This is a genomic window from Streptomyces sp. NPDC039736 (assembly GCF_055596485.1).
In genome coordinates, this window is sequence record NZ_JBVIUQ010000012.1 from 58,754 (window position 1) to 71,494 (window position 12,741).

At 73.4% G+C, this 12,741-nt stretch carries 12 protein-coding genes; 5 read left to right on the forward strand and 7 right to left on the reverse strand.

What is annotated here, in order from left to right; all coding sequences use genetic code 11:
- Positions 1–18: 18 nt before the first annotated feature.
- Together ACZ56L_RS30415 and ACZ56L_RS30420 are read right to left on the reverse strand one after the other, a co-directional pair.
- Positions 19–654 carry a DUF6230 family protein gene (locus ACZ56L_RS30415; protein WP_345228339.1) on the reverse strand — a complete coding sequence of 212 codons (636 nt, stop codon included), beginning with the start codon at positions 652–654 and terminating at the stop codon, positions 19–21.
- A gap of 704 nt (positions 655–1,358) precedes the next feature.
- Positions 1,359–2,321 carry a tetratricopeptide repeat protein gene (locus ACZ56L_RS30420; RefSeq protein ID WP_468690332.1) on the reverse strand — a complete coding sequence of 321 codons (963 nt, stop codon included), beginning with the start codon at positions 2,319–2,321 and terminating at the stop codon, positions 1,359–1,361.
- Between the two features lie 273 nt (positions 2,322–2,594).
- Between ACZ56L_RS30420 and ACZ56L_RS30425 the strand changes: the two genes are divergently transcribed.
- Positions 2,595–3,269: a TetR/AcrR family transcriptional regulator gene (locus ACZ56L_RS30425; protein ID WP_468690330.1), complete on the forward strand. Its 675-nt coding sequence runs from the start codon at positions 2,595–2,597 to the stop codon at positions 3,267–3,269.
- On the opposite strand, the gene ACZ56L_RS30430 is transcribed toward ACZ56L_RS30425, so the two are convergent.
- Together ACZ56L_RS30430 and ACZ56L_RS30435 are read right to left on the reverse strand one after the other, a co-directional pair.
- Positions 3,257–4,297 (reverse strand): GDP-mannose 4,6-dehydratase, encoded by a 1,041-nt coding sequence (locus tag ACZ56L_RS30430; RefSeq protein ID WP_471067645.1) that lies wholly within the window; start codon positions 4,295–4,297, stop codon positions 3,257–3,259. The genes ACZ56L_RS30425 and ACZ56L_RS30430 overlap by 13 nt on opposite strands.
- Positions 4,294–5,460: a UDP-N-acetylglucosamine--N-acetylmuramyl-(pentapeptide) pyrophosphoryl-undecaprenol N-acetylglucosamine transferase gene (locus ACZ56L_RS30435; protein WP_468690326.1), complete on the reverse strand. Its 1,167-nt coding sequence runs from the start codon at positions 5,458–5,460 to the stop codon at positions 4,294–4,296. The genes ACZ56L_RS30430 and ACZ56L_RS30435 overlap by 4 nt, the downstream gene beginning before the upstream one ends.
- A gap of 64 nt (positions 5,461–5,524) precedes the next feature.
- On the opposite strand from ACZ56L_RS30435, the gene ACZ56L_RS30440 reads away from it, so the two are divergent.
- From ACZ56L_RS30440 to ACZ56L_RS30450, 3 genes are all read left to right on the forward strand, one after another.
- Positions 5,525–6,205 carry a response regulator transcription factor gene (locus ACZ56L_RS30440; RefSeq protein WP_401755795.1) on the forward strand — a complete coding sequence of 227 codons (681 nt, stop codon included), beginning with the start codon at positions 5,525–5,527 and terminating at the stop codon, positions 6,203–6,205.
- A gap of 184 nt (positions 6,206–6,389) precedes the next feature.
- Positions 6,390–7,805, forward strand: coding sequence for a sensor histidine kinase (locus ACZ56L_RS30445; protein ID WP_471067650.1), 1,416 nt, complete (start codon positions 6,390–6,392; stop codon positions 7,803–7,805).
- A gap of 206 nt (positions 7,806–8,011) precedes the next feature.
- A complete protein-coding gene (locus ACZ56L_RS30450) occupies positions 8,012–8,941 on the forward strand; it encodes an aldo/keto reductase (RefSeq protein ID WP_471067653.1) in 930 nt (309 codons plus the stop codon).
- Positions 8,942–8,978: 37 nt separating this feature from the next.
- Here the strand turns inward: ACZ56L_RS30450 and ACZ56L_RS30455 are convergent, their stop codons facing one another.
- A complete protein-coding gene (locus tag ACZ56L_RS30455) occupies positions 8,979–9,446 on the reverse strand; it encodes a MarR family winged helix-turn-helix transcriptional regulator (protein ID WP_345228347.1) in 468 nt (155 codons plus the stop codon).
- A gap of 90 nt (positions 9,447–9,536) precedes the next feature.
- Here ACZ56L_RS30455 and ACZ56L_RS30460 point away from each other — a divergent pair, with 90 nt between their 5' ends.
- Positions 9,537–10,370, forward strand: a complete 834-nt coding sequence (locus tag ACZ56L_RS30460) for an alpha/beta fold hydrolase (RefSeq protein ID WP_471067657.1) — start codon at positions 9,537–9,539, stop codon at positions 10,368–10,370.
- Positions 10,371–10,424: 54 nt separating this feature from the next.
- Here the strand turns inward: ACZ56L_RS30460 and ACZ56L_RS30465 are convergent, their stop codons facing one another.
- Both ACZ56L_RS30465 and ACZ56L_RS30470 read right to left on the reverse strand, forming a co-directional pair.
- Positions 10,425–10,910, reverse strand: a complete 486-nt coding sequence (locus ACZ56L_RS30465; protein WP_345228349.1) for a MarR family winged helix-turn-helix transcriptional regulator — start codon at positions 10,908–10,910, stop codon at positions 10,425–10,427.
- A 96-nt stretch (positions 10,911–11,006) separates the two neighbouring features.
- Positions 11,007–12,707 carry an acyl-CoA mutase large subunit family protein gene (locus ACZ56L_RS30470; RefSeq protein ID WP_345228350.1) on the reverse strand — a complete coding sequence of 567 codons (1,701 nt, stop codon included), beginning with the start codon at positions 12,705–12,707 and terminating at the stop codon, positions 11,007–11,009.
- Between the last annotated feature and the right edge of the window lie 34 nt (positions 12,708–12,741).

The window sequence follows — 12,741 nt, forward strand, 5'->3', positions numbered from 1 at the left end:
CCGCCCGCGACGGGGTGCTTAGTAGCACTCCTTGACGCCCTTGTGCAGGCGCAGGCTCAGCCCGTTGAGCTTGAAGGTGCCCGCCGAGGTCGCCCAGGCGCGCTGCTTCACGTTGGTCAGCACGGCCCGGTCGGCCTGCTGCGCGAAGCCGAAGGGGTTGGCCTCCGTGCCCTTCTGGATGCCGGGGCCCTTCTTGGCCTGACCGGCCGCGACACCGATGTCGATGTTCGAGAACTCGGCGTCGGCGTCGAGGTCGGCGACGTCCAGGTAGAGGTTCTCGGCCACGACGGGGTTCGCCGCGTCCGTGCCGGCCTTCAACATCAGGCTGACGCTGCCGAAGACCGGAACGTCGGGGGTGACGACCGACTGGCACATGTTCGAGATCGTGGCCTTCTTGAAGCCGGAGACCGCGACCGGGTGCAGCGTCGGGTTCCCCTTCAGGTCGTTGCCCTTGGCCAGCGACCCGTACTGGACGAAGCCCTCGCCGTCCAGCTTGTCGGTGGTGACCTTGAAGCTCTGGCCGGAGACGCTGAACGAAGCCGCCAGCGCACCCTGGGCCATGGCCACGCCTATCGCCGCGGTCGCGGCGACGCTCGGCACCATGACGACCGCGAAGCGACGCCATCTGGTCCCACCGCGTACTGCTGAGCTCATGTACTTTCCTCCTTCTCGGACGTACATCTCCAGATCCGGGCCTCGATCGGGCCCGTCCCGGGATGGGAGAAGTGCTACGTCCTCGGAGTGCGGGCGCCTGCGTCATCAGGCGTGAACCACGGCGCAAGCCACGTCCGTGCCGTCCGAAATCACCGGCGATCACCCCCGAGCGACAACCACTTGGCCACGCGTTCGCGCAACCTGCCGGACAGGCCCCGCCGCACGAGCGGAGACCCCCCTGTCCGGGGCCGGCACACTGCTGCCGGCCCACCCGGTGGGGACCCATCGGCCGTGCGGACCCGACTGGCTTGTCAGGGCGCGACCAATGGACCGAGCGTGGCCGATCGTGGTGCATTCACGGGCCGGGCACAAGGGGGTTCGTTACTCACTGGTAACGGCCGGATAACCGAAGCGCGGCCGGGCGGTCTCGCAGGGTCGCGGACGGCTGCGACCCGTGACACGGAAAAGCAGGCGAATGCCGCAACAAGTCGGACAGAAGGACGAGTTCGGCTTACTGCGAGTAACAGCTCCCGCGATGGCCAAGTTTTGGCAAAGCGGAGCCGTGATTTATCGACAAGGAGAGCTGAACGGGGTGCCGGTGCGCACAGCACCGACACCCCGTGAGACCGCTTTGAGCACTTCCGTACGAACCGCTTCCGCAGGGGGGACGCACTGCGTCCCCGGCGCGGGCGGGAGCGTTCCGGCTAGAACAGCACCCGCGCCAGCGCCGTCCGCGCCTTGCCGACCCGGGGGTCGTCCGCGCCGACGACCTCGAAGAGTTCCAGGAGGCGCACGCGCGCCGCGTCCCGGTCGTCCCCGACCGTCACACGCACGGTGTCCACGAGCCGCCCGAAGGCGTCCTCGATGTGGCCGCCGGCCAGGTCGAGTTCGGCGGCGGCGATCTGCGCCGGCACGTCGGCGGGGCGCTCCGCCGCGTCCTTGCGGGTCTGCTGCGGGTCCAACTGCGTGACCCGGCCGAGCAGTTCGGCCTGCGCGAGGCCGGCCTTGGCGTCCGGGTTCGCCGGGTCGTCGGCGAGCACGTTCTGGTACGCCCGGACCGCGCCCGCGAAGTCGTTCGCGTTCAGCGCGTCCATCGCCGCGTCCAGCAGGGCGTCGTACGGTCCCGCCGGAGCCGGGGCGTCGACCGGTGCGGGGGCGTCGGCGACCTGGATGCCGGTGAGCCCGAAGCGCTCCTCGCCGACCTGGATCAACTGGTCCAGCGTGGCCCGGACCTGCTCCTCGGGCGCGACGCCCTGGAAGAGCGGCAGGGCCTGTCCCGCGACGACCGCGAAGACGGCCGGGACGCCCTGGACGGCGAACTGCTGGAGGAGCATCGGGGCGCTCTCGCCCTCGACCTTGGCGAGGACGAAGCGCCCCCGGTACTCGGCCGCGAGACCGGCGAGCTGCTGCACGAGCTGCTCGCTCTGCGCGGAACGGCGCGACCAGAAGGCCACGACGACCGGCACTTCGGAGGCGAGCTGGAGGACGGAGGTCTCGAAGCCGGCCTCGTCGACGTCGAAGACGAGGTTGTCGGCGGGCACGGCCGGTGCGCCGCCCTGCCGGGCGGCTTCGGCGCGGGCCTGCTCCGCCTTCTGCTTGGCCTCGCTGGCCGCTTTCACCGCGGCGAGGTCGACGACGCCGCTCATGGACATGTTCCTAGGCTGCATGCGTACATCCTCCCCCCTCGGCGGCCGGTTCAGAAAAGCGTCGCGGCGGTGCCGCGACGGGTGGTGCCTCTGGCGCCGGGTCCCCACCTGGCGCCGGTGGTTGTCGCTCGGCCCGCCCGCGGCACCGTGCCCGGTGCCGGAGGAGCTTTCGCTACAGGCCGTAGCGTAACTCGACACCCCGCCCGAGCGCCCCGTGATCTCCCTCACGATCATGCACCGGGCCACTGACAGGGCATGGACGCGCCGTACCTACTCACCGGTATGGTCGCGGGCATGTCCACCCCCGCCACCCCTGCCACCCCGGCGCAGCCCCGTCCCGGACGCCCCCGCAGTGCCGCCGCCGACGCGGCGATCCTGCGCGCGACGCGGGACGCGCTGGTGGAGCTGGGCTGGTCGAAGCTGACCATGGGCGACGTGGCACAGCGCGCCGGGGTCGCCAAGACGACGCTCTACCGGCGCTGGGCGCACAAGAACGAGCTGGTGGTGGACGCGGTCGCGGTGCTCTTCGACGAGCTGGAGCTGCCGGACCGGGGCAGCCTGCTGGAGGACGTGCAGGGGGTGGTCCTGCAGTTCGCGGCGCTCCTGGAGCGTCCGGAGACCAAGACCGCGCTGATGGCGGTGGTCGCGGAGTCCACCCGGGACGCGGTCCTGCGGGAGCGGATCCGCTCGGCGATCGTGGACCGGCAGAAGCGCCTCGTGCTGCTGGGGCGGGAACGCGCGCAGGCCCGCGGCGAGCTGCCGTACGAGGAGTCCCCCGCGCAGGCCGCCCGCAACGCGGACCTGATCTTCGACGTGATCGCCGGGGCCGTCGTCCACCGGGCGCTGGTGAGCGCGGAGCCGGTGGACGCGACCTGGGCGCGCAATTTCACCGCCCTGCTGGTGGGCGGCCTCGGCGGCGTGCCGCCGTCGTCCCCGGCGCCGCCCGCCCCGGAGGCTCAGACCTGGTAGCGGTCCGGCGCGAAGAGGTGCAGGTTCTCCGCGACCCACTCGCTGGTCCGCTTCAACCCCTCCGCCAGGCTCGTCTCCGGCTCCCAGCCCGCCCATTCGCGGGCCCGGGTGTTGTCGGAGAGCAGCCGCTCGACCTCGCTGCCCGACGGCCGCAGCCGTGCCGGGTCGACGACGACCTCGGCGTCCCGCCCCGACGCGGCGATCAGGGCCTCGGCCAGCTCGCCGATGGCGATCTCGCGGCCGGTGCCGAGGTTGACCGTCTGCCCGAGCGCCCGGTCGCAGCCGGCCATCGCCAGGAAGCCGCGCGCGGTGTCGGTGACGTAGGTGAAGTCGCGCGTCGGAGTGAGCGAACCGAGCTTGATCTGCCGTGCGCCGGAGTGGAGCTGGGCCAGGACGGCCGGGATGACGGCGCGCGCCGACTGCCGCGGGCCGTACGTGTTGAAGGGCCGCACCACCGTCACCGGCAGCTCGAAGGCGTGGTGGAAGCTGAGCGCCGTCATGTCGGCGCCGATCTTGGACGCGGAGTACGGCGACTGCGGCTGGAGCGGGTGGGCCTCGCTGATCGGCACGGTCAGGGCAGTCCCGTACACCTCGCTCGTGGAGGTGTGGACGAGACGGCGCACGCTGTGCCGGCGGCAGGCCTCGGCGATGTTCTCCGTGCCGACCACGTTCGTCTGGACGTACGCGCCGGGCGAGGAGTAGCTGTACGGGATGCCGATGAGCGCGGCGAGGTGGAAGACGGTGTCCGTGCCCGCCACGGCGTCGGACACCCGGCCCGCGTCCCGTACGTCTCCGGTGAACATCTCGACCCGGCCGCCCGCCAGGTGGTGCTTGAGGAAGCCCTTCTCGGCGTACGGCTTGTAGTGCACGAAGGCGCGGACGTCGGCGCCCAGCTCCACCAGCAGGTCCACGAGCGTGGAGCCGATGAAGCCCTCGGCGCCGGTGACGAGGACCCTGCGGCCGTTCCAGTCGACGCGGTTGCCGCGGTTGTCGCGGTTTCCGTGGTTGCCGTGCTCGCTGAGGGTCATCGGGTGAACTCCGTTGCGTCGTGGGTGGGGTGGGGAAGGCCGGACAGCCGCAGGACCTGCGCGGCCAGCAGGTCGGCGGCCCGCGCGTGGGTGCTGGGCCCGGCGGCCCGTGACATCGCGGCCAGCCGCGCGGGGTCGGCGAGCAGCGGTCCGAGGAGGGCGGCGAGGCGCTCGGCCGTCGCCTCCCCGTCCGGTACGAGATGGGCCGCGCCGGCGTCGGACAGCACCCGGGCGTTGTGCGTCTGGTGGTCGCCGGGGGCGTGCGGATAGGGCACGAGCACGGCGGGGACGCCGACGGTCTCCAGCTCGGCGACGGTCGCCGATCCGGCCCGGCAGACCACGAGGTCGGCGGCGGCGTACGCGAGGTCCATCCGGTCCAGGTAGGGCACGGCCGTGGCGACGGGGTTGTCCCCGATCCGGGCCCGGGTCTCCTCCAGCCGGGCCGGGCCGGTCTTGATCAGCAGGTGTACGTCCTCGCGCCCGCGCCAGCGTTCGGCGAGCCCGGTGGCCGCGTCGGTGAGCCGTACGGCGCCCAGGCTGCCCCCGTTGACGAGGACGAGCCGCGCCCCCGCCGGGACGCCCAGCGCGCGCCGGGCCCCGGCCCGCAGCCCCGTCCGGTCGAGGCGGGCCAGGGAGGCGGCGATCGGCATCCCGACCGTCATGGCGTTTTGCCCGCCCGCGAGGTGGGCGCGGCTGCGGTCGAAGGCGACGGTGACGTTGCCGGTCAGCCGGGCCGCGAACTGGTTGGCCCGCCCGGGAACGGCGTTCGACTCGTGGATGACGCTCGGCAGGCCGGCCAGCCTCGCCCCGACGATCACCGGAGCGCTGGGATAGCCGCCCATGCCGACGGCGACGTGCGCCCCCTGCTCCCTGAGGACCGCCCGGGCCTGCGCGCCCGACTTCAGCAGGGCCGCGGGCAGCAGGAATCTCCTCGCCCCGAGGGCGGGGTCGAACGGAATCATGTCGACGGTGTGCAGCCGGTACCCGGCGCCCGGTATCAGGTCCGTCTCCAGTCCCCGGGTCGTCCCGACGAAGGAGACGACGGCGTCGGGCACGGCCCGGCGCAGGGCTTCGGCGAGGGCGAGCCCCGGGTAGATGTGCCCCCCGGTGCCGCCCGCCCCGATCACGACGGACAGGGGTCCGGCTGAGAGTGGTGTGCGCATGGCCGCCACACTCACGAAGATCCTTAAGAAGGTTCTAAGAGTCCGCTTTGGCAGTATTCAGCCCATGACGAAGATCCTGGTGGCCGACGACGAACCGGAAGTGCGGGCCGCCGTCGAGGACGGCCTGTCCATCGAGGGGTACGAGGTCAGGGGCGCGCCCGACGGGCTGGCGGCGCTCTCCGCCCTCGCCGCCTGGCAGCCGGACGCGCTCGTCCTGGACGTGATGATGCCGGTGCTGGACGGCCTCGGGGTCTGCCGCCGGCTGCGCGCGGCCGGCGACCGCACCCCGGTCCTGGTGCTCACCGCGCTGGACTCGGTGAGCGACCGGGTCGACGGGCTGGACGCGGGCGCGGACGACTACCTGGTGAAGCCCTTCGCCCTGGACGAGCTGGTCGCCCGGGTGCGCGCCCTGCTGCGCCGCGCCGCGCCGCTCCCCGAGGAGGACGGCTTCCTCACGTACGCGGACCTGGCCGTCGACCCGGCCACCCGCACCGGCCACCGCTCCGGCCGCCCGCTGGAGTTCAGCCGCACCGAGTTCGCCCTGCTGGAACTCCTGCTGCGGCACCCGGGCCAGGTGCTCCCCCGCGAGCTGATCCTCGAACTGGTGTGGGGCCGCGACTTCGGTCCCGACTCCAACTCCCTCGCGGTGTACGTGGGTTACCTGCGCCGCAAGCTGGAGGCGGCGGGCGAGGCCCGGCTGGTCCACACGGTGCACGGCGTCGGCTACCGCCTGGACGTGGCGTGACCGCGCACCGGGGCCGCCCCCGCAGACCCACGGCCGGCCTCCCGGGCACCGGCCCGCGCCCGGCCCCGGCGGCCGGTCGCACCGCCGACGCCCCGGCGCACCTCGGTGGCCGTCCGGCGCCGGGCCGTACGTCCGCCGTACCTGCCGGCCGCAGCCTGCGTCCCCTCCGCCGCCCGGGCCGCGCGTGAGCGGCGGGCGGCGCGGGCGCGGGCTCGGGGGGCGTTGGCGGCGGCACCGGCCCCTGCGGGCCCGGCTCGCGGTGGCCGCGTCGGCGGCCGTCGCGCTGGTCGCGGTCGGCGTCTGCACGGCCGCGTACTTCGTCATCCGCTACGAGATGTACCACCAGCTCGACCTGAACCTGACCCAGTCGGCGACCCGCATCATCCAGGCCGACCGGCATCCGGACACCGCCGTCCTCGCGGGCGAGTGCCGGTACCTGTCGGCCCCGGCGTGCGCGCAGGTCGTGCCCGCCGACCCGGCGAAGGACGCCGCGGGCCGCTACGTCCTGCCCCTCTCGCCCCCGGTGCGCGAAGTGGCGTCGGGCGAGCGCACCCCGTACTTCTCCAACTTCACCCTCGAAGGCCACCCGGCCCGGATGGCGGTCACCCCGATCGGCGACGGACGCGCGCTCCAACTCGCCCTGCGGGCCGACTCGGTGGAGCGCGGCGTCCGGCAGGCTGCGCTCCTGCTGTCCGCCGTCGGCGGGGCGGGCGTGCTGCTCGCCGCAGCGCTCGGCTACTGGGTGTCCCGTACCGGACTGGCTCCCGTCGCCCGCCTGACGGCCACCGCCGAACGCATCGCCGCCACCCGCGACCCCCGCCACCGCATCGAACTCCCGCCCGGGCCGCCGGGCCGCGAGGACGAGGTGACGCGGCTCGCCGCCAGCTTCAACACCATGCTCGGCGAACTCGAACAGTCGGTCTCGGCCCAGCGCCGCCTGGTCGCCGACGCCTCCCACGAGCTGCGCACCCCCCTCACCGCCCTGCGCACGAACGCCGAACTCCTGGCCCGCGCGGACCGGTTGAGCCCGGAGCAGCGCGACCGGGCGGCGGGGGCCCTGGGCCGTCAGCTCCGCGAGGTGACGGGGCTGGTCAACGACCTGATCGAGCTGGCCCGCGACGAGGAGCCGCAGCCGCTCCTGGAGGAGGTCCGGCTCGCCGCCCTGGTCGAGCACGCGGTCGCGACGGCGGAGACGCACTGGCCCGCCGTCCCCTTCCCCCTGACCGTGGCCCCCGAGACCTCGGACCGCACCCTGCCGGGCATTCCGGCCCGCCTGACCAGGCTCCTGACCAACCTGCTCGACAACGCGGCGAAGTTCAGCCCGCCCGGGACGCCGGTGGAGGTCGAACTCACGGCCGTCGGCCTCGGCGTGCAGGTCACGGTCCGCGACCACGGCCCGGGGATCTCCGCCGACGACCTGCCGTACGTCTTCGACCGCTTCTACCGCGCGGAGGCGGCCCGCGCCCTGCCCGGCTCGGGCCTGGGCCTGGCGATGGCCCGCCAGATCGCGCGGGCCCACGGGGCGGAGCTGACCGCCGAACGGGCGCCGGGCGGCGGGGCGCTGTTCCGGCTGCGGTTCGGGGGCCGTACGCACGCGTGACCGCGGGAGGGCCGTCCCGCCGGTGAAGGCCCCCGTCCTCCCGCGCCGCCACCCCTCTCAACTCCCCGCCCGGCCCGTCCTGTTCCCGGAATCCGAGTGACATTCGCCCGGTCCGTCGGGCCTTCCCCCCGGTCCCGCCGCCCCCGCATACTCCGAGTCGACCTCCGCCGGTCCGGGCGGGGGCCCACTCACCGACAGGGGTACGTGTGACCACGAGCAGCACCGCGGGGACGCCGACCGCAGGGACGCCCGCCGCAGCGGCGGCCGGAACCTGGAAGCTCGGCGGCGACCTCCGCGTCAACCGCCTCGGCTACGGCACCATGCGCCTGCCCCAGATCGGCCCGGCGCTCGACACCGCCTCCGCCCCGCGCGACCGCGCCGAGGCCGTCGCCCTGCTGCACCGGGCCGTCGAACTCGGCGTGAACCACTTCGACACCGCCGCCTTCTACTTCTCCTCGGCGCACTCCTCCAACGACCTGCTCCGCGCCGCCTTCTTCCCGTACCGCGACGACCTGACCATCACCACCAAGGTGTGGCCGGCCCGCAACCCGGACGGCTCCTGGTGGTACGCCGAGCCGCACCAGCTCCGCGAGCAGGTCGAGGACAACCTCCGCGCGCTCGGCCGCGACCACCTCGACGTGGTCAACCTCCGCCTTCCGCGCAGCAGGGCGACCGGCTCCGTCGCCGAGCACTTCGGCGCCCTCGCCGAACTCCGCGAGGCCGGTCTCGTCCGCCACCTCGGCCTCTCCAACGCCACCGCCGCGCACCTCGCCGAGGCCCGGTCGATCGCGCCGGTGGTGTGCGTCCAGAACCCGTACGGCCTGGACGCCACCTCGGAGGAGACCGCCTTCCTGCGCACCTGCGGCGAGCAGGGCATCGCGTTCGTCCCCTTCTACGCCATCGCCGGCGCGGGCCGCGACGCGGGCGCGACCGGCACCGAGGAGGACCGCGTCCTCGCCGTCGCCCGCGCCCACGGAGCCTCCCCCGCGCAGGTCCGACTGGCCTGGACGCTCCACCAGGGCCCCCACGTCCTGGCCATCCCGGGCATGGGCGACCCCGCCCACCTGGCGGCCAACGTCGCGGCGGCCGCCCTGCGCCTCACGGAGCAGGACCTGGCCCGGCTCGCCCCCGCCTAGCGGCTCGCCGCGCCGGCCGCGCCGCGCGCCGGCGGCCTCAGTCGACGTCCACGTCGTCGAAGAGGGCCAGCATCCGGCCCAGGACGTGCACGCACGCCGTGACCTGCGCGTCGGTCAGGTCGCCGCCCACCTGGCGCAGCAGCGCGTGTTCGCGGGTGGTCACCGCCGCGATGACCGTGCGTCCCCCGTCCGTCAGGCGGACGAGGGACGAGCGCCGGTGGGCCGGGTTGGGGACGGTCTCCACCCAGCCGCGGGACTCCGCGTCGTGCACCATCCGCTGGACGAACTGCCTGCTCAGCGACTGGGCCCGGCCCATCTGCGGCACCGTCATCGGACCCCGCGCCCGCAGCAGGTCCAGCACCGCGCGCACCCCCGCCGACACCCCCTCCAGCGGCGCCGCCTGCTCCACCTTGCGCTGCACGCGCCGGTAGAGCGGGCCGACCAGGTCGAAGACCTCGGTGAGGCGGGAGGCGAGTTCGTCGGGCGGCAGCGGCTTCTCGGTCATGCGCACATGATGACACCTCGGTTGCCAATCAACCGTCCCTCATGACACCTTGGTTGCCAATCAACTACCCTTCATGACACCTTGGTTGTCATGATTGATGCCATCGGGACACAGTTCCAGGAACTCCGCACCCTCGACACCGAGGGCGGCCCCCTCGTCCACCGCGACACCGGCGGCGACGGGCCCCCCGTGGTCCTGCTGCACGGCGGTTTCCTCGACCACCGCATGTGGCGCGCCCAGGTCCCCGCACTCGCCGGCACCCACCGCGTCATCGCCCCCGACGCCCGCGGGCACGGCGGCTCCTCCGTGGCGAAGGCCCCCTTCCGGCCCGCCGACGACGTCGCGGCTCTGCTCGCGCACCTGGGCACGGGGCCCGCCGTGCTGGTCGGGCTGAGCATGGGCGGGGCGACCGCCGTCGACGTGGCGCTCGAACACCCGCACCTCGTAAGGGCGTTGGTGGTCAGCGGCACCGGGACCAGCGAGCCCGAGTGGCACGACCCGTGGGTGCTGGAGCGGCAGGCCGAGCAGGCGCGCGCGCTCGCGGCCGGGGACGCGGCGCGGTGGATCGAGGAGTTCACCCTGTACGCCGCCGGGCCGCACCGTTCCCTGGACGCCGTCGACCCCGGCGTCGTACGACTGCTGCGGGAGATGCAGGCGCACACGCTCGCCAAGCACACCGGGGCCGAGCCCGACCACCGGGTGCCCGTCGCCGACACCTGGGCCCGGGCCGCCGGCATCGACGTGCCGGTCCTCCTCCTCAACGGCGAACTCGACTCCGACGACCACCACGCCATGGCGGAACGGCTGGTACGGACCGTCCGGCACGGGCGGATCGAACGCGTCACGGGCACCGCGCACTACCCGAACATGGAACGGCCCGACCTCTTCAACGCGTACCTCACGGACTTCCTGCGGAGCCTGTGAGAGCGAGCACCGGCGGCCGGCCGCCGTCCCGCGCCCCCGTTCGCCGGTGCACCCCTACCGGTTCTCCGCGGCCCGCCGCGCGTTCGCCGTCATACGGCGCAGCACCTTGAGCGCCGCCACGTACTCCTCGTCCGTGACGCCCTCGTGGACCCGCGCCCGCAGCTCCGTCACCAGCGCCTTGATCTCCGCCCGCCCGGCGGTCCCCGCCTCGGTGAGGGAGAGCCCGCCCGTCGCGTCGGCGGCGAGCCAGCCCCGGTGCAGGAGCTGGTCGACGACCCGGGAGATGTCGTACGGGTTGTCCGCCACCTCCGCGAGCCCCGCGACCAGTTCCTCCCGGGTGGCGGGGCCCGCGGCGACCCGGCTCAGCACCCACCACTGGGGCTGCGTCACGTCGTACCGGGCCATCGAGTCGCGCAGCAGGTTCTTCACCGTGGTGCTCGCCACCCCCGTCCAGTAGGCGACGGGCTGCGAGGCGAGGTCGGCGTCGGCGGCCAGCGGGTCGGCCGGGTGCTGCGGGGTGGCGTTCGTCGTCGTGGTCATGCGCGAGACGCTAGAACCTCGACCTGGGTCGAGGTCAAGCGTCTTCCGCCCGGCCGGACTCCGCTCGGAGACCCGGGGGTTCAGAAAGCCGGGGGCTCAGAAGCCCGGGGGTTCGACGTACACGCCCCACTCGTCCCGCAGCACCCCGCAGATCTCGCCGAGCGTCGCCTCCGCCCGTACCGCCTCCAGCATCGGCTCGATCATGTTCGACCCGTCGCGGGCGGCCGCCAGCATGGCGTCCAGGGAGGAGCGCACCTTCGCGTCGTCGCGGCGTGCCTTGCGGTCGGCCAGGACCCGTACCTGCTCGGTCTCCACCTCGTGGCTGACGCGCAGGATCTCCAGGTCGCCCGTCACCGAGCCGTGCGCGGTGTTCACGCCGACGACCTTCTTGTCGCCCTTCTCCAGCGAACGCTGGTACTGGAAGGCGGACTCGGCGATCTCGCCGGTGAACCAGCCGTCCTCGATGCCCCGCAGGATGCCCGAGGTGATCGGGCCGATGGGGTGCTGCCCGTCCGGGTGGGCGCGCAGGCCCCGCTCCTTGATCTGCTCGAAGATCTTCTCCGCGTCGGCCTCGATGCGGTCCGTGAGCTGCTCGACGTACCAGGAACCGCCCAGCGGGTCGGCCACGTTGGCGACGCCGGTCTCCTCCATCAGCACCTGCTGCGTGCGCAGCGCGATCTCCGCCGCCTGCTCGCTGGGCAGGGCGAGGGTCTCGTCCAGGGCGTTGGTGTGCAGGGAGTTGGTGCCGCCGAGCACGGCGGACAGGGCCTCGACGGCGGTCCGCACCACGTTGTTGTACGGCTGCTGGGCGGTGAGCGAGACGCCCGCCGTCTGGGTGTGGAAGCGCAGCCACTGCGCCTTGTCGGTCTTCGCGCCGTACACCTCCTTCATCCAGCGCGCCCAGATCCTGCGCGCGGCGCGGAACTTGGCGATCTCCTCGAAGAAGTCCAGGTGCGCGTCGAAGAAGAAGGAGAGGCCGGGCGCGAAGACGTCCACGTCCAGGCCGCGGGACAGGCCGAGCTCCACGTAGCCGAAGCCGTCGGCGAGGGTGTACGCCAGCTCCTGCGCGGCCGTCGCGCCCGCCTCGCGGATGTGGTAGCCGGAGACGGAGAGCGGCTTGTACGCCGGGATGCCCGCGGCGCAGTGCTCCATCAGGTCGCCGATGAGGCGCAGGTGCGGCTCGGGCTGGAAGAGCCACTCCTTCTGGGCGATGTACTCCTTGAAGATGTCCGTCTGGAGCGTGCCGTTGAGGACGGCGGGGTCGACGCCCTGCCGCTCGGCCGCGACCAGGTACATGCAGAAGGCGGGCACGGCCGGGCCGCTGATCGTCATCGAGGTCGTGACGTCGCCGAGCGGGATGTCCCTGAAGAGGATCTCCATGTCGGCCGCGGAGTCGATGGCCACGCCGCAGTGGCCGACCTCGCCGAGGGCGCGGGGGTCGTCGGAGTCGCGGCCCATGAGGGTGGGCATGTCGAAGGCGACGCTCAGTCCGCCGCCGCCCGCGGCCAGGATCATCTTGTAGCGCTCGTTGGTCTGCTCGGCGTTGCCGAAGCCCGCGAACTGGCGGATGGTCCAGGTCCGGCCGCGGTAGCCGGTGGCGTGCAGGCCCCGGGTGAAGGGGTACTCGCCGGGCCAGCCGATGCGCTCGAACCCCTCGTACGCGTCCCCGGGCCGCGGGCCGTAGACGGGCTCGACCTCGTCCCCGGACAGCGTGGTGAAGTCGGCGTCACGCTTGCGGGCCTTGTCGTACCGGGCCTGCCAGCGCTGGCGGCCCTCTTCGATCGCTTCGGCGTCCATGCCCACCAATTTACTAGGACGTCCTAGTAAATGT

Excerpts from the sequence above, each read along its gene's own strand:
- ACZ56L_RS30455 (WP_345228347.1), bottom strand. The coding sequence starts at position 9,446 with ATGACCGAGAAGCCGCTGCCGCCCGACGAACTCGCCTCCCGCCTCACC.
- ACZ56L_RS30440 (WP_401755795.1), top strand. The coding sequence starts at position 5,525 with ATGACGAAGATCCTGGTGGCCGACGACGAACCGGAAGTGCGGGCCGCC.
- ACZ56L_RS30460 (WP_471067657.1), top strand. The coding sequence starts at position 9,537 with ATGATTGATGCCATCGGGACACAGTTCCAGGAACTCCGCACCCTCGAC.
- ACZ56L_RS30420 (WP_468690332.1), bottom strand. The coding sequence starts at position 2,321 with ATGCAGCCTAGGAACATGTCCATGAGCGGCGTCGTCGACCTCGCCGCG.
- ACZ56L_RS30415 (WP_345228339.1), bottom strand. The coding sequence starts at position 654 with ATGAGCTCAGCAGTACGCGGTGGGACCAGATGGCGTCGCTTCGCGGTC.
- ACZ56L_RS30425 (WP_468690330.1), top strand. The coding sequence starts at position 2,595 with ATGTCCACCCCCGCCACCCCTGCCACCCCGGCGCAGCCCCGTCCCGGA.
- ACZ56L_RS30465 (WP_345228349.1), bottom strand. The coding sequence starts at position 10,910 with ATGACCACGACGACGAACGCCACCCCGCAGCACCCGGCCGACCCGCTG.
- ACZ56L_RS30430 (WP_471067645.1), bottom strand. The coding sequence starts at position 4,297 with ATGACCCTCAGCGAGCACGGCAACCACGGAAACCGCGACAACCGCGGC.
- ACZ56L_RS30470 (WP_345228350.1), bottom strand. The coding sequence starts at position 12,707 with ATGGACGCCGAAGCGATCGAAGAGGGCCGCCAGCGCTGGCAGGCCCGG.
- ACZ56L_RS30435 (WP_468690326.1), bottom strand. The coding sequence starts at position 5,460 with ATGCGCACACCACTCTCAGCCGGACCCCTGTCCGTCGTGATCGGGGCG.